Here is a 26,835-nt window from a genome sequence, read left to right on the forward strand (position 1 = left end):
AAAAATATTGCAGCAGAAGCGAAAACAGTATCTGATCTGCACATCTTCACATACGAATTGTCCGTTTAGGGTTCGGTGCCGACCGCTTTTACGACTGCCGTCGCGAATACGCGGCCAGCGTTTCCCGGCGGCACTACCATCGGCGGGTGTGCACCCGTTTCGCCGCACCCTGACGCGTCTCCTCGAGGCTCGTTTCCCACTGCTCTATATCGAAACGTTCGAGGAGCAGCGGGTTCTCGGCGAGATCCGGTCCGCCGTGGAGGAATTGGAGTCGTCTCGGGCGCTGTGGCACTGGACGACTACGGAGGGGATGCGGCGGTCGGGTGGGCTGACCGAACGCAATACCCGGGAACCAGCGCAGATGTTGCAGGGGATTCGGCGGGTGGTGGAGTCTGCCGTGTTCGTCTGTGCCGATCTGCATGCCTTTCTCGGCGATGATGGACGTCCGGCGGATCCGCAGGTGGTGCGAGCGCTACGAGATCTGGTGCGGGACTTCAGATCCGGAGAAGCGGCACGAACAGTGATCGTGGTGGCCCCGATGCTGCGGATACCGGCGGAGTTGCAGCGGGATGTCACCGTGGTGGATTTCCCGCTGCCCACGGCAGTGGAGATCGGTGAATTGCTGGACAGCATGGGTGCAGACGGAACCGCCGTTCTCGACGAGACATTGCGCGACCGGCTCGCCACGGCGGCGGTCGGGATGACGCTCATCGAGGCCGAACGGGCGTTCACGCTGGCCATGGTGGACGGTGGTATTGCGGAGTCGGCGGTGGACGTCGTGCTGGCGGGGAAAGCACAGGCTGCGCGCAGATCCGGTGGGCTGGAGCTGGTTCGGACCGATATGCGGTTCGAGCACGTGGGTGGGCTCGCGAACCTCGAGGCGTGGCTGCTGAGTCGTCGCGACTGTTGGCGCGCCGAGGCCGCCGATTACGGGCTGCCCGCGCCCAAGGGAGTGTTCCTCGCCGGTGTGTCCGGGTGCGGGAAATCCTCGATCGCCAAGGCGACAGCCAGCGAATGGGGGCTGCCACTCATCCGCTGGGACTTCGGCCGGGTGTGCGATGGATCAGTGGGTGACCGCGATGTGCGCGCGACCCTGTCCACGGTCGAGGGCACCGCGCCCTGCGTACTCTGGGTGAGCGGTATCGATCGAATGATCACCGGCGAGAACGGCGCTCGCACGGCGGTTTTCGGCGCATTCCTCGCATGGTTGAGCGAGAAGACCCGCCCGGTGTTCGTGATCGCCACTGCCGACAAAATCGACGGTCTACCCCGGGATCTCCTCTGCGGGAGCCGCTTCGACCAGACGTTCTTCGTCGACCTCCCGAATTCTGCCGCACGCGAATCCATCTGGCGCATTCATCTCGAACGTCGTCTCACCGGCCCCGCCGCAGGGCTGTCGCTCTCCCCGCCCCTGCTCCACGACCTCTCCGAAGCATCCGAGGGCTTCTCCGGCCAACAGATCGAACAGTGCGTCGTCACCGGGCTTTTCGATGCCTACTCCGGCCGTCGCCCGCTGGCGGCGGCCGATCTGATTCGGGCCGTGGAAGGCACCGTCGCGATGTCAGCCCGGAGCGGGGACGAACTCACCACGTGGCGGGAATGGGCGAAGCGACACGCCGTACCCGCCGCACCGCCCGTCCGATGACGTGCGCACGCACCGGCCCCCTCCTCATCGGTCCTGCTCGAAGTAACCGGTACGAAGGGGGCCGGGCGGCCGTACCGCGATCCGTTCAGGGGTGCACTGTGGCTGTTCGGATCGCCGGAACCCGCCGGGTAGGCGATGGCGGGCGGCACGATGGTGCGGTCGACCGCTGTGGGCCGACCGTGGTTGTCACGCCGGAGTGCCGGACCAGCGGGCGGTCAGTGCATCCGTTCCGGCCTGCGTGAGCGAACCGAGAATGCGCAGGCGAGCGACGCCGCCGTCCGGGTAGATATCCAGCCTGGCATGCGTGGCGGGCCGTTTGGCCTCGGCTGCCACCCGGAAACGGTGCGGGGTGTCGGGCTGAACGGCTGTTCGGGGCAGCAATTCGAACCAGTCGGCGGAGTCGGCGGGGGGCAGCGGCTCGTCTCCGGAGTGGTCGATGCCGAGCAGCCGCACCTCGCCGGGAGCGTTGAACATCAGGTTGGTGGTGTCCAACTCGATGAGCTCGGGCGTGCCCTGGGCGGCCAGGCGAATGAGAGCCCAGTCGTTGCCGTCATCGCGGCGGCGAGCGGTTTCCCAGCCTTCGGCCTGGTTGCGGGCCAGGCCAGGGGCCAGCATATTGTCGGCCGCCGAATAGAACAGGTTGGAGCAGGACAGGGCGCGAGCGCCGTTCTCCAACGCCGCCAGGTCGACGGTGAGGCCCGCGAGCAGGTCGGGGTCGGGGACGACCTCACCGTGCACGCGCAGTCGGGCCACGCCGCCGTCGGGGTGGATGTTCAGGCGGACGTGGGTGAAGATGCGGTCGTCGGAGACCGGGATCTCGTGTCTGGCGTCACCGCCCAGCGCGGTACGGGGAACGATCTCCACCCAGTCGGCGGTGGAATTCAACTGCGCCGCCGAAGGATAGCCCGACACCCGGCAGGCTTCGACGGAGGCGAAGGGCGGGTAGTTGCCCTTGAACCAGGCGGTGTCGACGACGACGCCGCGAATGATGCCGGGCATGCCGAGGCGGATGATCGCCCAGTCGTGGCCGGGGCTGCGACGACGGCGGGTTTCCCAGCCGTCGTACTCCTGGCCCTTGGGGCCGAAGGTTTCCGCGGAGAAGCGAGGCTCCCACGGGTTGATGAGATTCTCGCGCTCCTCGAAGGATTCGTCGCTGGCGGCGACGACACCGGCGCGGTAGCTGCGCAGAGCCAGATCCGGCAGGGTGGTGAAATCCGACATGGTTCTCCTACAGGGGGTTTCGGGTCAGGGGGCGCTCCAGACGGGCTTCGGCGATCCGGGTGGCCAGCCGCTCCAGCAGTGCGCCCGCCTGCGTCATGCAGACCTGCGGATCGGATTCGATATCGGTAAGTGCGAACGCGTCCTCGAATCCGTGGCGGCGCAACTGTTCCCGGGACACCAGCCGCTGACCGGACACCGCCAGCACCGGTACTTCGGCGCGCGCGGCGGCCCGTGCGACGCCCATGGGGGCCTTGCCGTGCAGGGTCTGTTCGTCCAGCGAGCCCTCGCCGGTGATCACCAGCCGCGCACCGGCGAGCAGGGCGTCGAAATCCAGCTGCTCCAACATGATCTCGATCCCGGGGCGCAGGGTGGCGCCGAGGACGGCGAGGGCCGTGAAACCCACGCCGCCCGCTGCGCCCGCTCCCGGGCGCTCCGCCGCGTTGACGCCAACATCGCGACGGACGATTTCGGCCAGCCGCGCCAAACCGGCTGCCAGCTGGGATACTTCCGCCGGGCCCGCACCCTTCTGCGGCCCGTACACCTCGGCGGCGCCACGCGGGCCGAGCAGTGGATTGTCCACGTCGGAGGCGACCACCACCGGCACCCGGATCATGTCCGTGATGTCGATGCGCGCCAACCGCAGCAGACCCGCGCCGCCCGGCGGCACCGGCTGCCCGTCCTCGTCGAGCAGCCGCGCCCCGAGCGCGGTGAGCATGCCCGCACCGCCATCGGTGCAGGCGCTGCCGCCGAGACCGAGCACGATGCGCCGCGCGCCGCGTTCGGCGGCGATGCGCATGAGCTCACCGGTGCCCGCGCTGGTGGCGGTGAGGCTGGTGGCGGCCGTGGGCCGGTCGGGGAGCCGCCGCAGCCCGGACGCCTCGGCGAGCTCCACCACGGCCGTCTCGCCCCTCATCGCGAACGAGGCGGCCACCTGATCTCCGACCGGCCCGGTGACGCCCGTCTGCAGACGAGCGAAACCCGCGGCCACCATGGCGTCCACGGTGCCGTCGCCGCCGTCGGCCACCGGTGCGCTCACGACCGGGACGTCCGGGCGTACGGCCCGGAGTCCGGCCGCGAGGTGCGCGGCGACCTGCGGGGCGGTCAACGACCCCTTGAACTTGTCGGGGGCCAGCAGCACGTGGCCCTCCTGCCATCCCTTCCTCACCCCACCGCGCGGTTGAATCACACCGTGCTCCCGCTCGCTTCGTACTCCAGAGCGGCGATGGAGGTGGGCGCGTCGTCCATCGAGCCGGCCAGTTCCTCGAACTCGTTGATGCTGTCGATCTCGAGGCCCATGGACACGTTGGTGATCCGTTCGAGGATGACCTCCACCAGTACCGGCACCCGGTGCTCGGCCATCAACTTCTTGGCGTCCTCGAGCGCCTGCCCGATGCGGTCGGGCTCGGAGACGCGAATGGCCTTGCAGCCCAGCCCCTCCGCCACCTTCAGGTGATCGACGCCGTAGCCGCCCACCTCGGGGCTGTTGATGTTGTCGAAGGACAGCTGCACGTAGTAGTCCATATCGAACTGCCGCTGCGCCTGCCGGATCAGACCGAGGTAGGAGTTGTTCACCACCACGTGGATGTAGGGGATGTTGAACTGCGCGCCGACCGCCAATTCCTCGATGAGGAACTGGAAGTCGTAATCGCCCGACAGCGCGACCACGGGGGTGTCCGGATCGGCCGTCGCCACACCGAGCGCCGCGGGCAGGGTCCAGCCCAGCGGTCCGGCCTGACCCGCGTTGATCCAGTGCCGCGGCTTGTACACGTGCAGCAGCTGCGCCGCCTGGATCTGCGACAGACCGATGGTGGTGACGTAGCGGACGTCCGAGCCGAAGGCCCGGTTCATCTCCTGGTACACCCGCTGCGGCTTGATCGGCACCGCGTCGAAGTGGGTCTTGCGCAGCAGGGTGCGCTTGCGCTCCCGGCACTGCGCCGCCCAGTTCGACCGGTCCGGCAGCCGCCCGGCGGCGGCCATCTCCCGCGCCACCTCCAGGAACACCGTCAGCGCCGCACCGGCGTCGGAGACGATGCCGTAGTCGGGGGCGAACACCCGCCCGATCTGCGTCGGCTCGATATCGACGTGCACGAAGGTGCGTCCGCGCGTGTAGGTGTCGACACCGCCGGTGTGCCGGTTGGCCCATCGGTTGCCGATACCCAGCACGAAATCCGATTCCAGCAGTGTGGCATTGGCGTAGCGGTGCGAGGTCTGCAAGCCCACCATGCCCGCGTGCAGCGGGTGGTCGTCCGGGATGGTGCCCCAGCCCATGAGCGTCGGCACCACGGGAACGCCGGTCAGTTCGGCGAATTCGACGAGCAGATCGGCGGAATCGGCGTTCACCACGCCGCCGCCCGCCACCAGCAGCGGCTTCTCGGCGGCGGCCAGCATGGTGAGCGCCTTCTCCGCCTGCGCCCGCGTGGCTGCGGGATGGTGCACCGCGAGCGGCTCGTAGGTGTCGATATCGAATTCGATCTCGGCCAGCTGCACGTCCAGAGGCAGGTCGATGAGCACCGGGCCGGGCCGCCCGGAGCGCATGAGCTGGAATGCCTTCTGGAAGGAGCCGGGCACCTGTGCGGGCTCCAGCACCGTCACCGCCCACTTGCACACCGGGGCGGCGATCGAGGCGATATCGACGGCCTGGAAGTCCTCCTTGTGCAGTTTCGCCACCGGCGCCTGGCCGGTGATGCACAGGATCGGAATGGAATCCGCACTCGCGGAATACAGTCCGGTGATCATATCGGTTCCGGCCGGGCCCGAGGTGCCGACACAGATGCCGATGTTCCCGGCCCGGGCGCGGGTGTAGCCCTCGGCCATGTGCGAGGCCGCCTCCACGTGCCGGGCGAGCACGTGGCGGATGCCGCCGTGCGCCCGCATGGCGCTGTAGAACGGGTTGATGGCCGCGCCGGGCAGCCCGAAAGCCTGTGTCGCGCCTTCCTTCTCCAGGATCAGGACGGCCGCGTCCACGGTGCGCATCCGTGTCACGCCCGCCCCTTCCCGGCCAGCGCCTCGGCCACCAGCAGCAGCGCGGAGTGGTCCAGGGAGCCGTGGCCCATGGCGCGGGCGGCGGCGATGAGCTGCGCGGTCTGCGCGCCCATCGGGATCGGCACCTCGGCCTGACGGGCGGCGGCCAGGATGATGCCCATATCCTTGTGGTGCAGGTCGATGCGGAAGCCAGGCTGGAAGCTACGCTCCAGCATGGTCTTGCGCTTGAGTTCGAGGATGCGGCTGCCCGCCAGCCCACCCGCGAGCACGTCGAGGCCCTTCTCGGCGTTCGCGCCCAGCGACTCCATGAGCAGGATGGCCTCGGCGATCAGGGCGTAGGTGCCGCCGACCACCAGCTGGTTGGCCGCCTTCACGACCTGGCCGGATCCGTTCGGGCCGACCAGCTCGAAGGTCTTGCCCACCGTCTCGAAGATCGGTGTGGCGGTGGCGAAGTCGTCCTCGTTGCCGCCGACCATGATGGACAGCGCGGCGTTCACCGCACCGGGCTCACCGCCGGAGACCGGGGCGTCGAGCACCCGCAGACCGCGCTTGGCGCCCTCGGTGTAGGTCCACTCGGCGGTGCGCGGGGTGATGGTGGAGAAGTCGATGTAGAGGGTGCCCTCGGCGGCGTGCGCCAGGACCTCGGCGAACACCGCCTCCACGTGCTCGTCCTGCGGCAGCATGGTGATGACGATGTCCTTGTCGCGCACCGTCTCCGCGATATCGCCGCCACCGGTCGCGCCGACGGTGGTCAGCTTGTCGATGGCGGTGGGGTTGACGTCGTAGACGGTGACATCGTGACCGGCCTTCACCAGATGCCCGGCCATCGGGCCGCCCATGATGCCCAGTCCGACGAATCCGATCCTCTTGCTCACTTGATCCACTCCCAATCCAGTTCGGGGTCTTTGTATTCCAGGCCGATCCAGCCGTCGTAGCCGCTGGCGTCCAGGGCGGCGAACAGTCCGTCGAAGTCGAGGACGCCGCTGCCCGGCCGCCCGCGCCCCGGCGAGTCGGCGATCTGCACGTGGCCGATGTAGCGGCCCCAGGTGTCGATGACGGAGGTCAGGTTCTCGCCCATGCGGGCCAGGTGGTAGAGGTCGCAGAGGAAGCGCACATTGGGCTCGCCGACCTGTTCGATGACCCGCACCGCCTGGGCCGCGGAGACGATCGGATACGACTGCGACTCATAGGAGTTGAGCGCCTCGAGCAGCACGGTCGCCCCGATGCGCTGGGCGGCGCGGGCGGCCAGGCCGAGGTTCTCCAGGGCCAGTTCGTCCTGCTTCTCCGCGTCCTCGCCGGGAATCCGATTGCCGTACAGGGCGTTCAGCGCCGTGCAGCCGGTGCGCTCGGCGATGCCGACCGCCACGTCGATATTGTCGCGGAATCGGGTCTCCTCCCCCGGCACCGAGACCAGACCGCGGCCCGCGGGAATGAGGTCGATGAAGTTCAGGCCGACCAATTCCACCCCGGCGTCGCCGATGGCGCGCACGAAGGCGTCGATCTCCTTGTCGCCCGGGGCCGGATTCTCTCCGAACGGCCACCAGAATTCGACGCCGTCGAATCCGGCCGCCTTGGCCGCGGCGGGCCGTTCCAACAGCGGCAGGTCGGTGAAGAGAATCGAACAGTTGACGTCGAATTTCCGGGGCGAGCCTCCGGGTCCGTATTTCATTTCTTTCCCTCGCGATAAGTCGTCCAGCTGCCGAATTCGGTGATGTCGATCAGCTGCGGATAGGAAACGGGCGGACGGCGCAGCACCATGGACAGCACCGAACGGCCGTCCTCGAGTTCGATCACGCCGAGCTCGAGTTCCGGCGGTTCCGCCGGAAGCAGGCTGGTACGCAGCACTTCCATCGGCGCGTCGAACAATTCCCCGACAATCGGAGCGCCCCCGTCGGACACGGGATGCAGGCCCGGGAACCGGTCGCCGACCGAATAGAACCGGTAGTGCGGCGCGGTTTTCACCTCACCCGCGAACGGTGCGCCCGCGAGCAGATGATTCAGTGGCCCACCACGCATGGCTCCGCCATTCAGGAAAATGAGAGGCATCGTGAGTCCTTCCTCCCCCGATGACCGAAAGTATGTCCGGAGTCACACCGCCCGCGATAGGCCGATGAGCACCAAACATCCGAATCGATTCGGGGCTGTTTTCGTAGATTCGTCCAGCCGGGCATTCAGTCCCGGATGTCGTCGTCGATTCGCTCGCCGAATCCGTCGCGTTCGTCCGCTGCGGCGGCGAACACGGACGCGCCCGACCGATTGCCGATAGTCACCTCGTTGAACAGGAGATTGAGCAGCACGGCGACGATGGCGGTGGCGCTGATACCGGAGTGCATCACCACACCGATCCATTCCGGGAACGCGTCCCAGAATGTCGGGGCCGCAATGGGTATGACGCCGAAGGCGAGCGATACGGCCACGATCACCATGTTCAGGTTGTCCTCGTAGCGCACCCGCGCCAGCATCCGAATACCGCTGGCCGCAACGGATCCGAACAGCACCACGGCGGCACCGCCGAGCACCGCGTCCGGGATGGCGGCCACCACCGCGCCGATGACGGGCACCAGGCCCAGCAGCATGAGCACCAGGCCGCCGGTGGCGACCACGAACCGGCTCTTGATGCCGGTCAGCGCCACCAACCCCACATTCTGCGCGAACGCGCTGCACGGGAAGCTGCCGAACAACGGTGCGAAGGCCGAGGAGGCCATATCGGCGCGCAGTCCGGCCGCCACCCGCTTGGTGTCGACCTCGGTGTCGACGATCTCGCCGATCGCGAGGATGTCCGCGGTCGCCTCGGTCATGATCACCAGGATCACGATGGTCATGGCCACGATGGCCCCGACCTCGAAGGTCGGCGGACCGAAGGGGAACAGCGGCGGCAGCGCCACCAGTGGGCTGTCGCCGACGTCGGAGAAGTCGGCGCGACCGAGGACGACGGCCACCACGGTGCCCAGCACCAGGCCGATGAGGATCGACAGCCGGGAGATCGCGCCCTGGAAGACCCGGCTGATCACCAGGATCACCAACAGGGTCAGGCCCGCGAAACCGATATCGGCCATGGACCCGTAGTCGGGTTGTCCCGGATCACCGCCCATCGCCCAGCGCAGTGCGACCGGCAGCAGCGACAGCCCGATCACCGTGATGATGGTGCCGGTCACCACCGCCGGGAACAGCCGCACCAGATGCGCGAACACCGACGACAGCACCAGGCCGATCACACCGGCCACGATGATGGATCCGTAGACCGCGCTCAGGCCGCCGCTCTCGGAGATGGCCACCATGGTGGAGACGCTCACGAACGACACGCCCTGCACGATGGGCAATCGGCTGCCGACCGGACCGATGCCCAGCGCCTGGAGCATCGTGGCCAGTCCGGACACGAACAGACCCGCGGTGACCAGCAGCGCCATCTCCCCCGGCGACAGCCCGGCCGCACCGCCCACGATGAGTGGCGGCGCGATCACCCCGCCGTACATGGTGAGGATGTGCTGGGTACCGTAGGCGAGGGTGGCCAGCGGCGGATAGGTCTCGTCCTCGGGCCCCGGGGTCCGGTTCTTGTTGAAGAGCTTCACGGATGCATCACTCCCTCAACAGAATCCGGGCACGGCGAACCAGGCGGCCCCGGGATCGGAGGCGTCGTCACGGTGCACGCTGGCCTCGATCAGCCCGTAGGGGCGATCGGCGGCGATGAACACCTCGCCCGGGTTCTCCACGTGGAACGGGCTCAGGTCCACCAGGAAGTGGTGCTTGTTGGGCGCGGAGAACTTGATCTCGGCGACCTCCGGAAGCTGTTCCAGCACAGCGCGTCCCATGCTGTAGAGGGTCTGTTGCAGGGCGAGCGAGTGCACCGCCGCGAACTGCCGCAGCAGAATCGAACGGATGGCGTCGAAGGACTTGTCCCAGTTCACGTCCAGGTGGTCGTAACGCCACCGAGCCACCAGCGAGGTGGCCATGATGCGGTCCTTGGTGGGCCGCAGGGTGGTGTACTTGTCCTCGAAGAAGCCGTGGAATTCCGACCCCGTGGACTTGAGCAGCACCAGATCCCGCAGCCCGGACACCACGTGAGTGCGCCGGTCCGGGCCGTAGCCGTCCATATTGACCACGGTGGTGCGCACCTCGGAGCTGCCGCGCACGAAAGCGTGATCATGCTCCGCGCCGTCCATCGGTATGCGGTTCCAGGCGTACTCCTCGATCTCGATGCGCGCCCCGTCCGCGCCGGGAGTGCGGGAGATGAAGTGGTCGGCCAGTACCAGCGCGAAGTCCTCGACCGCCTCCACCCCCTTCTCCTTGGCGAAGGCGAAGGCGGTGTTCTTCTGAGTGTCGGTGGGCAGCACATCCTTCTGGTCGCCGGTGATGTGCGCGTCGTCGAACCTGCCCCGCAGCGAGGTGGAGACGTTGAGGTCCCGGATCCGGTGCCGGTCGGTGTCGCGGTAGACGCGCACGATCCGGTTCTCGGCCTTCCCGTATTGGTTGGGGCCCAGCTGAATGGCCACGGTGATCAACTCCCTCTGTAGACGGAACAGGCGAAGGGGCTCAGCAGCAGCGGCACATGGTGGTGGCCGCTGTCGGCGGGGGTGAAGGTGATGTCGACGGCGGAGAGGAAGTAGTCCTGCCCGGTGGTCGCGGCGTAGTAGGCGACCCCGAAGACCAGCCGGTAGCCGCCGGGGTCCAGCCGGTCGAGCCCGAAATCGCGGATACGGCCGTCCGAGTCGGTGACCGCGATGGCGAGGACTTCGGCGGTATCGCCGTCGACGCGTTCCAGCCGCACGGGCACGCCGACGGCGGGCCGCCCCAGGGCGGTGTCGAGGACATGGGTGGTGACGGCGCTCATGCGGGCACCACCACCCGGCGCAGGCGCAGCAGCGCGATCTTGCGCAACTCCACCGCCACCACCGCGGCCTCGGTCTCCGGGTCGTTGCCCAGCCGCAGCAGCAGGGCCGCGAGCACCTCGGAACTGGTCAGCCCGGTGGCGCAGATGAGGAAGACGCGGCCGAAGCGCTTCTCGTACAGGCGGTTCGCCGAACGCAGGGCGGCGGCGGTCTCCACGTCGGCATCGATGCGGGACTGCTCCTCGCGGGACCAGGAGGCGCCGCGGCCGGAGCCGGGAGCGCGCTCGCCGATGCGCGGGTGGGCGGCGAGCGCGCGCTCCACGGCCTCGGGGCGCAGCGCTCCGGCCAGTTGTTCGGCGGTACCCAGCAGGCTGTCGAGGTCCGGGTAGGGCCGGGCGTCGAGCAGCGCGTCGGCCCATTCGGGCACATCGCAGCAGTCGAGCAGGGCCGGGCGCAGCCAGGCGGCCTCCATACTGTTGAACTCGTCGAGCACGACCATGAGCTGCACTTTCTCGTATTGCGGAAGTTGAATTCCGACTAACGAAATAGTGGCACGGATCACGCCCTGACGTCAACAGTTTGTTGAAGTTCCGTGCCGACAGTCTGCCCCCAGGCGCGACGCAACTACCCGTAAAACGACGAATCCCGCTGCCGTGCAGCGGGATTCAGGAAACTCCGAACCGGGTCAGGACCGGGTGCGGTTGAGATAGTTGTAGACGGTGAACCGGGTGACGCCCAACGCCTCGGCAACCTTCTCGGCGGATTTCCGGTAGCTGAACGCGCCCCGCTCCTCCAGCAACCGCACCGCCCGCTGCTTCTCGTCGCGCGGCAGATCGGCCAGCCGACCACCGAATTCGGCGGCGACATCGCTGAGCAGACGGTCGATACCCTGATCGGTCTCCGCGCCCGGTGCGGCCAGTCGCACCCCGGCAAGGGTCGTGCCCTCCCACACCAGCGGAACGTCATCGGGGGCGCACTCCTGCGGTGGCACCAGCCTGCCACCGATCCGCTCCAGCAGCGGAGCCACCGTCACCAGCACCGGATGGCTCGTGTCCAGCGTCGCGCGCTCACTCATCGACACGCTCGACCTGCAGGGTCACCCGGGTCGCACCGTGTGCGAAGGCGGCGGCGAGCATATCGCGCAGCGCGGGCAGCAGGGTCTCGTCGGAACCCGATACCGACGTGCCCAGGGGGCCGAATTCACAAGCCAGACCGGCACTTTGCAGGACATCGAGGGTTTCGGTGGCGTGCGGCGGCGGCTGCCCTTCGCCGTGGAAGGGTTCGGTGGTGAACTCCGCGCGCAGCCGCATGGCCCTCAGGCTACCGCCACCACTCCCCCGGTAAACTTCCGCCATCCGGAAACTTCGACGAGGCGGTTCAGTGGCGAATTCAACCAGCGGGCGCTCCGGTGGCGTGCAGTCGGTGGAGCGGGCGTTCGGACTGCTGGAGACCATGGCCGACCAGGGCGGCGTGATGGGACTGTCGCAGTTGGCCGAGGCGTCCGGCCTGCCGCTACCCACGATCCACCGGCTGGTGCGCACCCTCGTCGATCTGGGGTATCTGCACCAGGATCCGTCGCGGCAGTACGTGCTGGGGCCGAAGCTGATCAAACTGGGCGAGAGTTCGGCGCGCATGCTCAGCTCGCAGGCGCGACCGCATCTGGCGCGGCTGGTGGACGAACTCGGGGAATCGGCCAATATGGCCATGCTGGACGGGGATCGGATCGTCTACGTCGCCCAGGTGCCCTCGCGACATTCGGTGCGCATGTTCACCGAGGTGGGCCGCCGGGTGCTGCCGCACTGCACCGCGGTGGGCAAGGCCATTCTGGCCGGAATGCCGCCGGAACGCGTACGAGAGCTGTTGCAGCGCACCGGCATGCCGCGCTACACCGACCACACCGTCACCGACGCCCGGGAATTCACGCGGCAGTTGGAGCGCGCCGCCGAGAACGGCTACGCCATGGACGACGGAGAGCAGGAGGTGGGCGTGCGCTGCGTCGCCGTCGCCGTGCCCGAAGCCCCCGCGCGGCTGGCCATCTCGATCTCGGGACCGGCGGGGCGGATGAGCGATGAGCTGGTGGCGCGGGCGGTGCCCCTGCTCGCGCAGGTCGGCCGCGCGGTGGCGGCCGACCTGCGGTGAAACACTAACCACCCAGGACGAGTTCGATACCGGAGATGGCGAAGTAGGCGGCGAAGACCGCGCTCACGATCCACACCAGCCCGTGGATCTCCTTGAACTTGCCGCGCGCCGCCTTGATCACCACGTAGGCGATCAGGCCGGCACCGACGCCATTGGTGATGGAGTAGGTGAACGGCATGAGCACGATGGTCACGAAGGCCGGGATGGCCACTTCCAGATCCGACCAGTCGATCTTGCGGGCCTGGGTCATCATGAGCGCGCCCACCAGCACCAGGGCGGGTGCGGCGGCCTGGATCGGCACCACCGCCGCCAGCGGCGTGAAGAAGATGGCCGCGCAGAACAGTCCACCGGTGACCACACTCGTGAGTCCGGTACGGGCCCCCTCACCGACGCCCGTAGCGGATTCCACGTACACCGTGCTGCCCGCGCCGCCGGTGGCCCCGCCGATGATCTGCGCGACGCCGTCGGTGGTCAGGATCTTGCCGAAGCCGGGCATGCTGCCCTTCTCGTCCAGCAGTCCGGCCTCGTCGCAGACGCCGAAGACGGTGCCCATGGCGTCGAAGAAGCCGGTCAGCACCAGGGTGAACAGCACCACGCTGGCGACCAGCGCACCCGCCTCGGCGAAGCCGCCGAACAGGTCGACATTGAACATGAGTCCGAAATCCGGTGCGGCGAACAAGGATTCGGGTGCCTCCGGAACGACGGTGCCCCAGGCCATGGGATCGATGGTGGCCACGGAGTTGATGATGATGGCGAGTACCGTCGCCACCGCGATGCTGATCAGCATGGCGCCGGGCACCTTGCGGGCGAACAGCGCCAGCATGAGCAGCAGTCCGACCGCGAACACCACCACCGGCCAGCCCTCGAGATGTCCGTCCACGCCGAGCGTGACCGGCGGTCCGCCCGCCGCGCCATTGCCCACCACCCCGGAGGACACCAGGCCGATCATGGCGATGAACATACCGATGCCCACGCCGATTGCGTTCTTGAGCGCCAGCGGAATCGCGTTGATGATCATGGTGCGCAGGCCGGTGGCGGCCAGCACCACGATCACCGCGCCCATGAGCACCACCAGTCCCATGGCCTGCGGCCAGGTCATGTGCGGAGCCGCCTGGTAGGCGACCACCGGAACCAGACCCAGGCCCGCGGCCAGGGCGAGCGGCACATTGCCGACCAGACCCATGAGCACGGTCGAGAGTCCGGCGGCGAGCGCCGTCGCGGTGGTCAGCTGGGGAATGCTGAGTTTGTCGCCGTTGATGTCGGTGACCCCGCCGAGAATCAGCGGCACCAGCAGGATGACGTAGGCCATCGCCACGAATGTGGTGATGCCGCCGCGGATTTCGCGGGAAACGGTGGTCCGCCGTTCGCTCAGTTTGAAGAACCGGTCGAGTGGCGACCGGACGGCGACGGTATCCGGCTGTGATCGGCCGGACGGGGACTGGAGCTGGGTCATGGCTGCCCTCCTCAGGGCATAGCCGACCTGCGGTCCGACCCGAATGTGCCGGACCGAGATTCGGTCGTTGCTGTTGTGGGGTCTCTACCGCGTGGAATGCGGTCTGCCCCTGTTGATCAACTGCTCCGGAGTAAGGCTCCGGTGGCCTGTGTTTCCTTCCGTGCGCTCGTGTGGGGTCATCGGGAGTGGGTCATCGGGACTGCTGCCGCAGCAGCCGTTGCCGGGCCAGGACACCGGCCTGTCCGACCATGTCGTGCGGCAGCGTGCGCAGTTCGTCGTTCTCGACCACGGTGCGACCGCCGACCAGCAGCCGCGCCAGCGGCGGGGTGGGGCCGAACACCAGGGCGCAGACCGGATCCTCGACCGCGGCCCGGAAGCCGTCCACCCGCCAGACGGCGATATCGGCGAGCTTGCCCGGCTCCAGCGAACCGATCTCGTGCTGGCGGCCCAGATTGCGCGCACCGCCGAGGGTGCCGAGCTCGAGAGCCTGGCGGGCGGTGAGCGCGGTGGGGCCGTGCACGGCCCGCTGGAACAGCATGGCCTGGCGCATCTCTCCGGCCAGGGAGGTGAGTTCGCTGGAGGCGGCGCCGTCCACGCCGAGTCCGACCGGCGCGCCGGCGGCGAGCAGTTCGGACACCCGCGCGATACCCGCACCGAGCCGGGCATTGGAGCTCGGGCAGTGCGCGGTGCCGGTGCCGGTCTCGGCGAAGCGGCGAATATCGGCGTCGTGCAGGTGTACGGCGTGGGCGAACCACACGTCGTCGCCGAGCCAGCCCAGCTTCGCCATGTATTCGACCGGGGAGCAGCCCATCTGCTCGCGGCAGTGCTGCTCCTCGTCGAGGGTTTCGGCGAGGTGGGTGTGCAGCCGCACACCCTTGGTGCGGGCCAGTGCGGCGGCGTCGAGCATGAGGCCCTCGGTCACCGAGAACGGTGAGCACGGGGCCACGGCCACCCGCAGCATGGAGTCGAACGACGGATCGTGGTAGGTGTCGATGAGTTCGGCCGTGCTGGCGAGGATGTCGTCGCGGTTCTCGACCACCTCGTCGGGCGGCAGGCCGCCGTCGGACCGGCCGCGATCCATGGAGCCGCGACACGGGTGGAAGCGCAGCCCCACCTCCTGGGCGGCACGCACCTCCGCGGCGAACAGGTCGCCGCGCCCCTTCGGGAACAGATAGTGGTGATCACTGGAGGTGGTGCAGCCGGTCAGCGCCAGCCAGCTCAGCGCCGCGGTGGCCGCGCCGTAGACGACATCGGCGTCCATGCGTGCCCAGATGCGGTACAGGCCGGTCAGCCATTCGAACAGCGTCGCGTCCTGGAACAGGCCCTGGGTGGCCCATTGGTAGAGATGGTGGTGGGTGTTCACCAGGCCCGGGGTCACCAGGCAGCCGGTGGCGGAGAGGCGTTGCGCGCCCACCACCGTCGGCGCCGGTCCGGCGCCGAGGCTTCGAATACGGCCACCCTCGATCACCAGGTGGCCGTGCGGGATCTCATCGCCCACGACCGGTGCGATGTAAGCGTTTTCGATGATCAGTGTGCTCATGGTGTCGCGTACCGATCCTCAGGACGTAGGAGATCCATTGCGCCGCTAGTACTCTCAATCCCAGGCGGGACCGGCGGTAGGGACCGAGCGCACCACCGTGCCCTCGATGAGACCGTACGGACGATCCGCGGCCCAGAACACCTCGTTGTCGTTGACCTGGCCGAACGGGGTCAGATCCACCTCGAAGTGGTGCTTGTTGGGCAGTGCCAGCTTGACTTCCACGATGTCGGAGACGGTTTCCAGCACCCGCTCCCCCATGGCGTACAGCGTCTGCTGCAACGACAGGCTGTGCGTGTCGGCGAACGCCTGCAGCAGGCAGCGGCGCACGATCTCGTAGGACTTGTCCCACTCGGCGGTGTCACCGGAGTGCCGCCACTGCGCCTCCACCTCGGTGGCCAGCACACGGTCGCGGGTCTCGCGCAGGGTGGTGTACTGGTCGCGGATGTAGCCGTGGAACTCCGAGCCGGTGGAATTCAGCACGGTCAGGTCCTTCAGGCCCGACACCACCCAGGCCTTGTTGCCGTCGTAGTGGATACGGGCGGTGCGGGTTTCGCGTCCCGAGCGCACGAACGAGTGCGGATGGGCGTTGAGCCCCACCACATTCCGCTCCCAGGCGTACTCCTCGATCTCCACCCGGGCGTGGTCGATGGTGGGCTGGGAGTCCACGAAATGCCGGGCCAGACGCAGGCCGAACTCCTCCGGCGAGGCGATGCCGTACTGCTTGGCGAAGGCGAAGACGGTGTTCTTCTGGGTGTCGGTCGGCAGCACCGCGCCGTTGTCGCCGGTCAGGTGCACGTCCTCCATGTCGCCGGACAGCGCCACGCTGACGTTCAGATCGCGCAGATCGTGCTTGTTGCCGTTCTTGGTGACCCGGACGACGCGCGTTTCCGCCTTGCCGTATCGGTTGGGACCGAGCGTGATCGACATTGTTCAGCTACCTCGATAGGTGGAGAAGGAGTACGGACTGAGCAGCAGGGGCACGTGATAGTGCTCCGCCGGGTCGGTGACCGTGAAAGCGATGGTCACCGATGGATAGAACGGACTGATATCGCCGGTGTCGAAGACCAGCCGATGCGTCCCGGCACCGGGCGCGGGCAGATCCTTGATCCGACCGTCGGCGTCGGTGCGGTGCTCCGCGAGCACCGTTCCGTCGGCGGCCTCCAGTCGCACCGGCAGTCCCGCCGCCGGGCGGCCGGTGGCCGCGTCGAGTACGTGGGTGGACAGACTCACAGCAGCCCCAACAGTTTTCGGATACGCAGGACGGTGATGTCGGCGAGTTCGGCGCGCACCTCGACACGCTCCTCCTCGACCGAGTTGTGCAGCCGTCGGTGCAGGGCGGTCAGGATCTCGGTCACGCCGCGGCCGGTGGCGCGGATCAGGAAGACGTGGCCGAAGCGCTCCTCGTAGGCGAGATTGCGGGCGACCAGTTCGGCCTTGACGGCGTCATCGGCGGTGGCGGCGTCGGACTGCTCCTGCCGCGACCACTGCGCCTCGCGCCGCGCGTCCTCGGCGGACATCCCCGCGCGATGGGCGGCCTCGGCCCGCTCCCCGATACGCGGATGCGCCGACAGCGCCTCCTCCACATCGGACCACGCGAGTTCCCGCACCCCGTCCACCGCGGCGGCGAGCAGACTCGCCTCGTCGGCGTAGGGCCGGTTGGCCACCATCTTGCGCACCCACTGGCGCGAGGCACAGCAACTGAGCAGCTGCGCTTCGGCCTCTTCGAGGGGCAGCGAACCGAGCCATTCCAGGCGACTCGACATCCGACCTCCATCCCTTGACCAGCTACGCCGGTAAGTACACAGGGCGGCCGTGACCAGCGGCAGGGACGAGATCTCCGAAGATGTGGCCTGCTTCACAGCGGTCGGTTTGTAGATACATCCAAGTTCCGTAACCTCGATGTCACTGGCTGTTAGCCTCGGCAATCATGCGGTTGCATTCCCTGCTGGCCATGACGGATCTCGGCCTGCGACTCGTCACCGGCGAGGGCGAGTTGGAACGGTTCGTGCGCTGGGTCGTCACCACCGACATGCTCGACCCGAGCCGATATCTCTCCGGCGGCGAACTCGTGCTCACCGGCCTGCAGTGGTGGCGCGAACCCGCCGACAGCGAGGCGTTCGTCTCGGCGCTGGCGCGCGCCAAGGTGGCGGGACTGGCCGCCGGGGACGCGCTCTACGGCGAGGTGCCCGCCGATCTGGTCGCGGCCTGCGAACAGCACCGCATCCCGCTGTTCCGGGTGCCCGAACACATCGCCTTCGCCACGGTCACCGAACAGGTCAACCGGCATCTGTCCACCGGCCGCGCCGCCGACCTGTCGGCCATCCTGGACCGGCACCGCCGCCTGGTCTCGGGCGAGGGCCTGGATTCGGTGCTGGAACTCGTGGAACGCAATCTGGGCATGCCCTGCTGGGTGGTGTCGTCCACCGGACGGGTCATCGCCGGACCCGCCGCACCGCCGCCCGCCGCGCTGCGCACCGCCTTCCTGGCCGCCCGGCGACTGCCGCACGTGTCGACCGTCGACGGCACCCGCTATTCGCTGTTCGCGGTGGACCCCGACGGCACCTCGCGGGTCGCCGACTGGTTCCTGGTCTTCGCGGGCGACTACAAGGACTGGCACGAGGAGCGCCGCACCCTGATCGGGGAACTGGCCGCCGTGGTGTCGCTGGAACGGGCGCGGCTGGACGACCGGCAAAGCTCCGAGGGGCGACTCGCGCAGGAGCTCATCGAACTCATCGTCTCCGACGCCAAGACGGCCGACATCGTGTCGCGGCTGGAACTCACCGGGCTCGCACTCTCCGACCGCTACCTCGCGGTGGCCGCCACCGCCGACTCCGGGGCGGTGCGCCCGCGCGAACTGCGCGCGCTGCTGCGGGAGATCCTGCACGACCGCAGCCCCGCCGCCGGGGTGGTCGACGACGAGGCGATCGTGCTGGTGGCCCTCGGCGGCGACACCTCGCTCGACGACCGCATCCACCGCGCCGTGGAAGCGCTCGGCCCCGGACTCCAGGGCAGTCGGCTGTCGGTCGGCATCAGCGGCGCGGTGGAGGGTGAGGGCCTGCGCGGCGCGATCGAGGAGGCCCGCTACGCGCGCCGCATGGCCGCCGAACGCCCGCAGCCGACGAGCGTGGTGCGCCACGACGAACTGGCCACCCACATGCTGCTGCTGGCCAGCGTGCCGGACGAGGTGCGCCGCATGTTCCGCGTCCGGCTGCTGGACCCGCTCATCAACTACGACAAGGACAATCGCGCCGATCTGGTGAACACGCTGGAGACCTTCCTCGAACTGTCGGGTTCGTGGGCCCGCTGCTCGGAGGTGCTGCACGTGCACGTGAACACGCTGCGCTACCGCATCCAGCGCATCGAGGAGCTCACCCAGCGCGATCTGTCCCGGCTCGAGGACCGCGTCGACTTCTTCCTGGCGCTGGCCCTGCGCTGATCCGCTACTCCACGGTCACGCTCTTGGCGAGGTTGCGCGGCTTGTCGATATCGCGGCCCAGGGCGCGGGCCAGGTGGTAGGCGAACAGCTGCAACGGCACCGTCAGCAGGATGGGGTCCAGTTCGCGGGTGGTGTGCGGGGCGCGAATCACCGCGTCCGCCAAGCCATCCGGGAGATCGGCGTTGGTGACGGCGATGACCGGGCCGCCGCGGGCCTTGATCTGCTCGATGGTGGCGATGTTCTTGGTGAGCAGTTCGTCGTCCGGAACCAGCACCACCGACGGCATATCCGGGTCGATCAGGGCCAGCGGGCCGTGCTTGAGCTCGGAGGCCTGATACGCCTCGGCGTGGACGTAGGAGATCTCCTTGAGCTTCTGCGCGCCCTCGCGGGCCACCGGCCAGCAGCGCACCCGGCCGATGAAGAACATGCGGGTGGCGTCCTTGAACTGCGCTGCGACACTAGCGATCTCGGCGTCCATGGCCAGCACCTCGGACACCCGGTCGGGCAGTTCGCTCAGGGCCGCGACGATGCGGGAGCCGTCGGCGACACCGAGGTCGCGCACCCGGCCGAGCAGGGTGGCCAGCAGGGCGAAGCAGACGCTCATATTGGTGACGGCCTTGGTGGAGGCCACCGACACCTCCGGACCGGCGTGCAGGAAGACGCCGCGGCCGCATTCGCGGGCGATGGCGCTGCCGACGCCGTTCACCACGCCGATCACCTGGCCGCCCTTGCGCTTGAGCTCCTGCACCGCGGCGAGGGTATCGGCGGTTTCCCCGGACTGGCTGACCGCGACGTACAGGGTGTCGTGTTCGACCACCGGATTGCGGTAGCGGAACTCCGAGGCGGGTTCGGCGTCCGCGGGCAGCCGGGACAGCTCCTCCACCAGGCTCGCGCCCAACTGACCGGCGTAGTAGGCCGACCCGCAGCCGAGGAATTTCACCCGCCGGATCGCCCGCAGCTCGCGGGCGTCCAGGCGCAGGCCGTCGAGGCGGGAGGTGGCGAAGCGCTCGTCGAGGCGGCCCAGCAGGGCGCGGCGGATGGCGTCGGGCTGCTCGCTCATCTCCTTGTGCATGAAGTCGTCGTGGCCGCCCAACCGGTAGTCGGCGTCGTCGACCGTCACCGTGGTGGCGGTCTTGGCGGTGCGCACGGCCTGCAGGGTGCTGGTGTGGAAGTCGTCGGCGGTGACGGTGGCCAGTTCGCCGTCGTCGAGGAACACCACACGCTGGGTGTGGCGGACCAGGGCGGCCACATCGGAGGCCACGTACATCTCGCCCTCACCGATGCCGAGCACGATGGGGCTGCCGTTGCGGGCCACCACCAGTTCGGTGGGGGTGCGCAGGTCGAGGACGACCAGACCGTACGCGCCGTCGACCTCGGTGAGCGCGGCCCGCACCGCGTCCTCCAAGCTCGCCGCGCCGGCGTCCATCCGCGCCGCGACCAGGTGCGCGATGCATTCGGTGTCGGTCTCGGAGACGAACTTCACCCCGGCGCTGGTGAGCTTGGCGCGCAGTACATCGGCGTTCTCGATGATGCCGTTGTGCACCACCGCGATCCGCTTGGCGGTGTCGAAGTGCGGGTGGGCGTTGGCCTCGGAGGGTTCACCGTGGGTGGCCCAGCGGGTGTGCCCGATGCCGATGGTGCCCGGCCCGCCGTCCCCGACCAGGTCCCGCAGTTCGTCGACGCGCACGGCGGCCTTGGTGACCTTCATCCGGCCCCGGTGCAGCACCGCGATCCCCGCGGAGTCGTAGCCGCGGTACTCCAGCCGCCGCAGCCCCTCCAACAGGATCGGTGTCGCCGCCTTGTGGCCGACGTAGCCGACGATTCCACACATACGTTCGCTCTTTCCTTCGGATATCGGACAAATAGGGGCGCGGACGCTCAGCCGTACACGATGCGGCGCAGCTGCCGTTCGGTCAGCTCCCCCGCCCGAACCGGCCGGTTGGCCAGTTCCTCGGCCAACTCCACCCAGATCTCCGCGTTCTTGCGCCCACGCCCACGCAACTCCGCATGCCGCCGCCGCACATACTCCTCGGTCGTCTCCCCGAAATAGGCGACCACATCGGCGACCACCCGGGCCGCCACCGCCAACGGCAGCCCGGTGGACCCGGCGACATGCCGAACCAGATCACGCGGCGGAGCTTCGGTAGCAGGCACGGCGACCACCCTAGCCACCCCACGCGCCGATGGTGGAATTTCCTGCCCGATTTCGGGCACAGATTCGTTGCGTCTAGCCTGATGGCCATGATGGTGGGCTTCGACCTCGATATGACCCTGGCGGATACGCGGGCGGGGATCGGGGCCGTGTACGAGCGGTTGGCGGCCGAGACGGGCGTGGCTATCGATGTGGAGTTGGTGACCTCGCGGTTGGGGCCGCCGTTGGCGGTGGAGTTGGCGAACTGGTTTCCGGCCGGGGAGGTCGATGCCATGGTGGCGCGGTATCGGGAGTTGTATCCGGCGATCGCGGTGCCGGCGAGTGTGACCATGCCGGGGGCATGGGATGCCATCGAGGCAGTGCGTGCCAGGGGTGGGCGGACCATGGTGGTGTCGGCCAAGAATCATCGGGACACGGTGGCGACGGTGGAGTTCCTGGGGTTGCCGGTGGATGTGGTGCGGGGTGGGCTGTGGGCCGCGGAGAAGGGGATCGCGCTGCGGGAGCACGGTGCGGGGCTGTATGTGGGTGATCATCCGGGCGATGTCGACGCGGCACGGGCCGCCGGAGCGTTCAGCCTGACCGTGGCGACGGGCGGATACAGCGCCGCGGTGCTGCGGGACTACGGAGCGGACGCGGTGCTGTCGGAGCTGACGGCCTTCCCGTCCTGGTTGCGCGACAATCCGATCCAGCCGCCCAGCAGCCCGCCCAGCGCCGACACCGCGACGGCCAGCAGCGCGAACACCACGACCAGCACCACCAGCCCGAGCGCCATCGACACATAGCCCTGGCCGCGCGGGTCGATGAACGGGTACGGGTACCAGTCCACGATCGGCCCCCGCACCAGCGTGTACGCGCCGTAGACCACGGGATAGATCAGCCACAGCCCGACCAGGCGCAGACCCGCGATCAACCCCGCGGGCACCAGCAGCCAGTCGACCAGCAGCACGATCGGCAGCACCCGGTGCAGGACGTCGTTGATCCACCGGTCGGTCAGCATGACATCGATGTCGGCCAGCAGCACCGCGTACACCACGCCGGTGATCACCAGGTACAGCGTCGTCGCGCCGCGCACCAGCTGCCACCGCCGCGACCTCGGATCCAGCACGCCGCCGACCAGCAGCACGACGACGCCCAGCACATTGGATTCGATGGTGAAGTAGCTGAAGTAGTTGGCGGTGGAGAAGGTCTCCACATCGAGATTGCGCAGCGGAATCCACAGCAGCGCCACCACACCGAGCACACCGAACGCGATCCGCGCCGAGCGAATCCAGAGCGGTGTCGCTGAACTGGTCACCATGGGTACGATCGTCCCACAGCACGGGTGCGGAACAGCGACATTCGGCGGGTGTGGCAACCTTCCCGCTAGCCCTGACCGGCCGCCGACCCACCGCCGCCGCGCAAACCGGGCAAAGGCTTCGCTACGCTGGTTGACGCAATGACCAGGACCGCCGCCACCTTCCGCGAGCTTCGTTCCCGCCTGGCCGATCTCTCGATCCGCGACGAACACCGTTTGCGTCGGCGGCTCGACAAGGTCCGCGGCGGCGATCTCAGCCAACTCGAAGCCGATATCGACGCCGCCGCCCAGCGCGTCGCCGCCCGCCGCGCCGCGGTGCCGACCATCCGCTATCCGGAGCAGCTGCCGGTCTCGGCGCGACGCGACGATATCGCGAAGGCCATCGCCGAGAACCAGGTCGTGATCGTGGCCGGTGAGACCGGCTCGGGTAAGACCACCCAGCTGCCGAAGATCTGCCTGGAGCTGGGTCGCGGCATTCGCGGCACCATCGGCCACACCCAGCCGCGGCGACTGGCCGCACGGACGGTGGCCGAGCGCATCGCGTCCGAACTCGATACCGAACTGGGCGACGTGGTGGGTTACACGGTCCGCTTCACCGATCAGGCGTCGGATCGCACGCTGGTCAAACTCATGACCGACGGCATTCTGCTGGCCGAGATCCAGCGCGACCGGCTGCTGCGCCGCTACGACACCATCATCATCGACGAGGCGCACGAACGCAGCCTCAATATCGACTTCCTGCTCGGCTACCTGAAACAGCTGCTGCCCAAGCGACCCGACCTCAAGATCGTCATCACCTCGGCCACCATCGACCCGGAGCTGTTCGCGAGACATTTCGCGGACGAGACGGGTACGCCCGCACCGATCGTCGAGGTGTCGGGGCGCTCGTATCCGGTGGAGATCCGCTATCGCCCACTGTCGCTGGAGATTCCGCTCACCTCGGACGATCCCGATGACGAGGACACCGAGATCGTGGACCGCGATCCCACCGACGCCATCGCCGACGCCGTCCGGGAGCTGCAACGCGAAGGCGACGGCGACATCCTGGTCTTCCTGTCCGGGGAACGCGAAATCCGGGACACCGCCGACTCGTTGCGCGATCTGAAGCTGCCGCGCACCGAGATCCTGCCGCTGTACGCGCGGCTGTCGGCGGCCGAACAGCACAAGGTGTTCGCGCCGCATACCGGCCGCCGCGTGGTGCTGGCCACCAATGTGGCCGAGACCTCGCTCACCGTGCCCGGTATCCGCTACGTCATCGACCCGGGCACCGCACGCATCTCGCGGTACTCCATGCGCACCAAGGTGCAGCGACTGCCCATCGAGCCGATCTCCCAGGCGTCGGCGCGGCAGCGCTCGGGCCGCTGCGGCCGCGTGGCGGACGGCATCGCGATCCGCCTGTACTCCGAGGACGATTTCGACTCGCGCCCCACCTTCACCGAACCGGAGATCCTGCGCACCAATCTGGCCGCGGTCATTCTCCAGATGACGGCGCTGGGACTCGGGGATATCGAGAGCTTCCCGTTCGTGGAGGCACCCGACAGCCGCGCCATCCGTGACGGCATCGCGCTGCTCGAGGAGTTGGGCGCGCTCGGCCGCCGCTCCGAGTCCGAATCGGCCGCGCGGCCCGGCATTGCGGACGCCGGACTGGTACTGACCCCGGTCGGCCGCGATATGTCACAGCTGCCGGTCGATCCGCGCATGGCGCGCATGCTGGTGGAGGCGCACCGCAACGGCACCCTGCCCGAGGTGCTGCGCATCGTCGCGGCGCTGTCGATTCAGGATGTGCGCGAACGGCCGGTGGAGCATCAGCAGGCGGCCGACACCAAACATGCGCGGTTCACCGTGGAGGGTTCGGACTTCCTGGCCTACCTACGCCTCTGGGACTACCTCTCGGATCAGCGGAAAGCACTGTCGTCCAACCAGTTCCGGCGGCTGTGCCGCGACGAGTTCCTGCATTACCTGCGCATTCGGGAGTGGCAGGACCTACACGGGCAGCTGCGCACCATCACCCGTGGGCTCGGCTGGACGGTCGAGGAGCGCAGCGAGCGATCGGTGCTCGGCGACGATGCCCTGCCGTGGGATACCACCTCGATCCACCAGGCGCTGCTGTCCGGCATGCTCTCGCATCTCGGTGTGCGCGAAGCGGAATCGCGGGAGTTCCTGGGTGCCCGCAATGCCAAGTTCATGATTTTTCCGGGCTCGTCGCTGGCCAAGAAGCCGCCGCGCTGGGTGATGGCCGCCGAACTGGTGGAGACCTCCCGGCTGTGGGGCCGCATGGCCGCGCGGATCGAACCGGAATGGGCCGAGCGCCTGGCCGGGGACCTGGTCAAACGCACCTACTCCGAACCGCATTGGTCGTCCAAGCGTGGCGCGGCCATGGCCTACGAGCGCGTCACGCTCTACGGGGTGCCGCTGGTGACGCAGCGGCGGGTGGACTTCGGGCGCATCGACCAGCAGCTGTCCCGCGAGCTGTTCATCCGGCATGCCCTGGTGCAGGGCGAGTGGCAGACCAGACACGCCTTCTTCCAACGCAATCGGGATCTGCTCGAGGATGTCGCCGATCTGGAGCACCGGGCCCGGCGACGCGACATCCTGGTCGACGACCAGGTGCTGTTCGACTTCTACGACCAGCGGATTCCCGCCGACGTGGTGTCGGTGCGGCATTTCGACAGCTGGTGGAAGAAGGAGCAGCGCAAGAATCCGGACCTGCTGGACTTCACCGCCTCCACCATCGTCAACGAGGATGCGGCACTGCTGGATCCGACCGCCTACCCGGACAGCTGGCGGCAGGGTGAGCTGACCTTCCCGCTCACCTATCAATTCGAACCCGGCCAGGCCGATGACGGTGTCACCGTGCACATTCCGGTGGCCCAGCTGGCGCACGTGCGCGCGGTGGGCTTCGACTGGCTGGTGCCGGGCATGCGCGAGGAACTGGTCACCGCACTCATCAAGACGCTGCCGAAGCAGTTGCGGCGCATGGTGGTTCCGGCACCGGACTACGCGCGCGCGGCGCTGGAGACGCTCACGCCGCGCGCCGAACCACTGCGCACCGGGCTGGCGCGGGAACTGTCGCGACTCGGATCGGTCACCATCGCGCCCGGACAGCTGGATCCGGCGGGCCTGCCCGATCATCTGCGCATGACCTTCGCCGCGGTCGACCAGGCCGGGGCGATCGTGGCGCGCAGCAAGAGCCTGGCGGAGCTGAAGCACGGGCTGGCCGAACAGGTGTCGAAATCGGTGGCGCGGGCCAATAACGCCGCCGAACGCGCACCCGCCACGGTGTGGACCTCGGAATCGCTCGGCGAGCTGCCGACCTCGGTCAAGCGCCAGGTGGGGGGTCAGACCATCACCGGCTATCCGGCCCTGGTGGCCGAATCGGAGGGGGTGGCGGTCCGGGTGCTCAGTTCACCGGGCGAACAGGCCGCGGCCATGCGGGTCGGTACGCGCACCCTGCTGCTCGGTGCGCTGCCGACGTCGCCGCGTACGGTCACCGCGGGGCTGCCACCCGCGGATCGGCTTGCGCTGAGCCAGAATCCGTACGGTTCGCTGGATGCGCTGCTGGAGGACTGCCGCGCCTGCGCCGCCGATGAGCTCATCACCGCCGCGGGTGGTCCGGTGCGCGGTCCCGAGCAGTTCCAGGCACTCGTGGAGCGGGTGCGACCGGAGTTCGGCACCGCGGTGGCGCGGATCGTGCGTCTGGTGGTGCCGGTGTTGGCCGAGGCGCACCGGGTGCGGTCGGCGCTGGTCGACACCCGTGATCGCGAGGCGGTCGAGGATGTGCGCCATCAGCTCGACGATCTGGTGTTCCCCGGATTCATCTCCGAATGGGGCAGCGCGCGGCTGCGCGAGCTGCCCCGCTATCTCGAGGCCGCGCGGCTGCGGTTGGAGGCGCTGCCCGCCGCCGCCGGACGGGACCGGCAGGGGATGATCGAACTGGACCGCGTGCACGCCGCCTACGATCGGCTGGTCGACGCGCTGCCCGAGGGGCGGCGCGGCGGGCGCGATGTGGTCGAGATCTGGTGGATGATCGAGGAATTGCGGGTGAGTCTGTTCGCGCAGCAGTTGGGGACGCCGTATCCGGTGTCGGTCAAGCGGATCGAGAAGGCGATCGAGGCGGTGCGGAAGGCTCCCGCGCGACGGTGAGGGT

24 protein-coding genes and 1 pseudogene are annotated in these 26,835 nt (G+C 68.5%); 5 read left to right on the forward strand and 20 right to left on the reverse strand.

Going from position 1 to position 26,835, the window contains the following annotated elements; translation table 11 throughout:
* Window positions 1-1,645: Ycf46 family AAA ATPase (locus ON31_RS19520; protein WP_157533734.1), on the forward strand; the 1,645-nt coding region annotated here is incomplete at its 5' end.
* Between the two features lie 186 nt (window positions 1,646-1,831).
* On the opposite strand, the gene alc is transcribed toward ON31_RS19520, so the two are convergent.
* The 12 genes from alc to ON31_RS19580 all read right to left on the reverse strand — a co-directional run bounded on the left by alc (window position 1,832) and on the right by ON31_RS19580 (window position 11,984).
* Window positions 1,832-2,866: an allantoicase gene (gene alc / locus ON31_RS19525; RefSeq protein WP_039815641.1), complete on the reverse strand. Its 1,035-nt coding sequence runs from the start codon at window positions 2,864-2,866 to the stop codon at window positions 1,832-1,834.
* A 7-nt stretch (window positions 2,867-2,873) separates the two neighbouring features.
* Window positions 2,874-4,031, reverse strand: a complete 1,158-nt coding sequence (locus ON31_RS19530) for a glycerate kinase (RefSeq protein ID WP_244961281.1) — start codon at window positions 4,029-4,031, stop codon at window positions 2,874-2,876.
* 17 nt (window positions 4,032-4,048) lie between these two features.
* Window positions 4,049-5,848 (reverse strand): glyoxylate carboligase, encoded by a 1,800-nt coding sequence (gcl, locus tag ON31_RS19535; protein WP_039815642.1) that lies wholly within the window; start codon window positions 5,846-5,848, stop codon window positions 4,049-4,051.
* Window positions 5,845-6,723, reverse strand: a complete 879-nt coding sequence (locus ON31_RS19540; protein ID WP_081592581.1) for an NAD(P)-dependent oxidoreductase — start codon at window positions 6,721-6,723, stop codon at window positions 5,845-5,847. The genes gcl and ON31_RS19540 overlap by 4 nt, the downstream gene beginning before the upstream one ends.
* A complete protein-coding gene (locus ON31_RS19545) occupies window positions 6,720-7,517 on the reverse strand; it encodes a hydroxypyruvate isomerase family protein (RefSeq protein ID WP_039815643.1) in 798 nt (265 codons plus the stop codon). The genes ON31_RS19540 and ON31_RS19545 overlap by 4 nt, the downstream gene beginning before the upstream one ends.
* On the reverse strand, window positions 7,514-7,894 hold the full coding sequence (locus tag ON31_RS19550; protein WP_029932897.1) for an allophanate hydrolase-related protein: 381 nt from the start codon (window positions 7,892-7,894) through the stop codon (window positions 7,514-7,516). The genes ON31_RS19545 and ON31_RS19550 overlap by 4 nt, the downstream gene beginning before the upstream one ends.
* A gap of 125 nt (window positions 7,895-8,019) precedes the next feature.
* On the reverse strand, window positions 8,020-9,417 hold the full coding sequence (locus ON31_RS19555) for a nucleobase:cation symporter-2 family protein (protein WP_039815644.1): 1,398 nt from the start codon (window positions 9,415-9,417) through the stop codon (window positions 8,020-8,022).
* Between the two features lie 15 nt (window positions 9,418-9,432).
* A complete protein-coding gene (pucL, locus tag ON31_RS19560) occupies window positions 9,433-10,338 on the reverse strand; it encodes a factor-independent urate hydroxylase (protein WP_039815670.1) in 906 nt (301 codons plus the stop codon).
* Window positions 10,339-10,343: 5 nt separating this feature from the next.
* Complete coding sequence (gene uraH / locus ON31_RS19565; protein WP_039815645.1) at window positions 10,344-10,676, reverse strand: hydroxyisourate hydrolase; 333 nt, start codon at window positions 10,674-10,676, stop codon at window positions 10,344-10,346.
* Window positions 10,673-11,173, reverse strand: a complete 501-nt coding sequence (gene uraD / locus ON31_RS19570; protein WP_039815672.1) for a 2-oxo-4-hydroxy-4-carboxy-5-ureidoimidazoline decarboxylase — start codon at window positions 11,171-11,173, stop codon at window positions 10,673-10,675. The genes uraH (ON31_RS19565) and uraD (ON31_RS19570) overlap by 4 nt, the downstream gene beginning before the upstream one ends.
* Before the next feature lie 186 nt (window positions 11,174-11,359).
* Window positions 11,360-11,749: a helix-turn-helix domain-containing protein gene (locus tag ON31_RS19575; protein WP_039815647.1), complete on the reverse strand. Its 390-nt coding sequence runs from the start codon at window positions 11,747-11,749 to the stop codon at window positions 11,360-11,362.
* Entirely contained in the window at window positions 11,742-11,984 is a 243-nt protein-coding gene (locus ON31_RS19580) for a thiamine-binding protein (protein WP_029932903.1), read from the reverse strand. The genes ON31_RS19575 and ON31_RS19580 overlap by 8 nt, the downstream gene beginning before the upstream one ends.
* Before the next feature lie 70 nt (window positions 11,985-12,054).
* Here ON31_RS19580 and ON31_RS19585 point away from each other — a divergent pair, with 70 nt between their 5' ends.
* Window positions 12,055-12,813 carry an IclR family transcriptional regulator gene (locus ON31_RS19585; protein WP_039815649.1) on the forward strand — a complete coding sequence of 253 codons (759 nt, stop codon included), beginning with the start codon at window positions 12,055-12,057 and terminating at the stop codon, window positions 12,811-12,813.
* Window positions 12,814-12,817: 4 nt separating this feature from the next.
* Here ON31_RS19585 and ON31_RS19590 read toward each other — a convergent pair whose 3' ends face one another.
* The 5 genes from ON31_RS19590 to uraD (ON31_RS19610) all read right to left on the reverse strand — a co-directional run bounded on the left by ON31_RS19590 (window position 12,818) and on the right by uraD (ON31_RS19610) (window position 17,569).
* Entirely contained in the window at window positions 12,818-14,266 is a 1,449-nt protein-coding gene (locus ON31_RS19590; protein ID WP_039815651.1) for an NCS2 family permease, read from the reverse strand.
* A gap of 190 nt (window positions 14,267-14,456) precedes the next feature.
* On the reverse strand, window positions 14,457-15,806 hold the full coding sequence (locus ON31_RS19595) for an 8-oxoguanine deaminase (RefSeq protein ID WP_172544799.1): 1,350 nt from the start codon (window positions 15,804-15,806) through the stop codon (window positions 14,457-14,459).
* A gap of 54 nt (window positions 15,807-15,860) precedes the next feature.
* A complete protein-coding gene (gene pucL, locus ON31_RS19600) occupies window positions 15,861-16,733 on the reverse strand; it encodes a factor-independent urate hydroxylase (RefSeq protein WP_029932907.1) in 873 nt (290 codons plus the stop codon).
* A gap of 3 nt (window positions 16,734-16,736) precedes the next feature.
* Entirely contained in the window at window positions 16,737-17,036 is a 300-nt protein-coding gene (gene uraH / locus ON31_RS19605) for a hydroxyisourate hydrolase (protein ID WP_029932908.1), read from the reverse strand.
* Window positions 17,033-17,569, reverse strand: coding sequence for a 2-oxo-4-hydroxy-4-carboxy-5-ureidoimidazoline decarboxylase (uraD, locus tag ON31_RS19610; RefSeq protein ID WP_029932909.1), 537 nt, complete (start codon window positions 17,567-17,569; stop codon window positions 17,033-17,035). The genes uraH (ON31_RS19605) and uraD (ON31_RS19610) overlap by 4 nt, the downstream gene beginning before the upstream one ends.
* 164 nt (window positions 17,570-17,733) lie before the next feature.
* Between uraD (ON31_RS19610) and ON31_RS19615 the strand changes: the two genes are divergently transcribed.
* Window positions 17,734-19,242: a PucR family transcriptional regulator gene (locus ON31_RS19615; RefSeq protein ID WP_039815652.1), complete on the forward strand. Its 1,509-nt coding sequence runs from the start codon at window positions 17,734-17,736 to the stop codon at window positions 19,240-19,242.
* Between the two features lie 4 nt (window positions 19,243-19,246).
* Here the strand turns inward: ON31_RS19615 and glmS are convergent, their stop codons facing one another.
* Both glmS and ON31_RS19625 read right to left on the reverse strand, forming a co-directional pair.
* Window positions 19,247-21,073: a glutamine--fructose-6-phosphate transaminase (isomerizing) gene (glmS, locus tag ON31_RS19620; RefSeq protein ID WP_039815653.1), complete on the reverse strand. Its 1,827-nt coding sequence runs from the start codon at window positions 21,071-21,073 to the stop codon at window positions 19,247-19,249.
* Between the two features lie 47 nt (window positions 21,074-21,120).
* On the reverse strand, window positions 21,121-21,396 hold the full coding sequence (locus tag ON31_RS19625) for a hypothetical protein (protein ID WP_039815675.1): 276 nt from the start codon (window positions 21,394-21,396) through the stop codon (window positions 21,121-21,123).
* Window positions 21,397-21,486: 90 nt separating this feature from the next.
* On the opposite strand from ON31_RS19625, the pseudogene ON31_RS38060 reads away from it, so the two are divergent.
* Window positions 21,487-21,987 (forward strand): annotated as a pseudogene (locus tag ON31_RS38060) (HAD family hydrolase); the annotation flags it as partial.
* A gap of 26 nt (window positions 21,988-22,013) precedes the next feature.
* Here the strand turns inward: ON31_RS38060 and ON31_RS38065 are convergent.
* The gene (locus ON31_RS38065; protein WP_255222178.1) at window positions 22,014-22,691 is read right to left on the reverse strand and encodes a Pr6Pr family membrane protein; all 678 of its coding nucleotides are present in this window, start codon (window positions 22,689-22,691) and stop codon (window positions 22,014-22,016) included.
* A 138-nt stretch (window positions 22,692-22,829) separates the two neighbouring features.
* Between ON31_RS38065 and hrpA the strand changes: the two genes are divergently transcribed.
* The gene (gene hrpA, locus ON31_RS19640) at window positions 22,830-26,831 is read left to right on the forward strand and encodes an ATP-dependent RNA helicase HrpA (RefSeq protein ID WP_039815657.1); all 4,002 of its coding nucleotides are present in this window, start codon (window positions 22,830-22,832) and stop codon (window positions 26,829-26,831) included.
* The last annotated feature ends 4 nt before the right edge of the window (window positions 26,832-26,835 follow it).

It is taken from the genome of Nocardia otitidiscaviarum NBRC 14405, from assembly GCF_000308635.1.
Taxonomy (GTDB): Bacteria; Actinomycetota; Actinomycetes; order Mycobacteriales; family Mycobacteriaceae; genus Nocardia; species Nocardia otitidiscaviarum.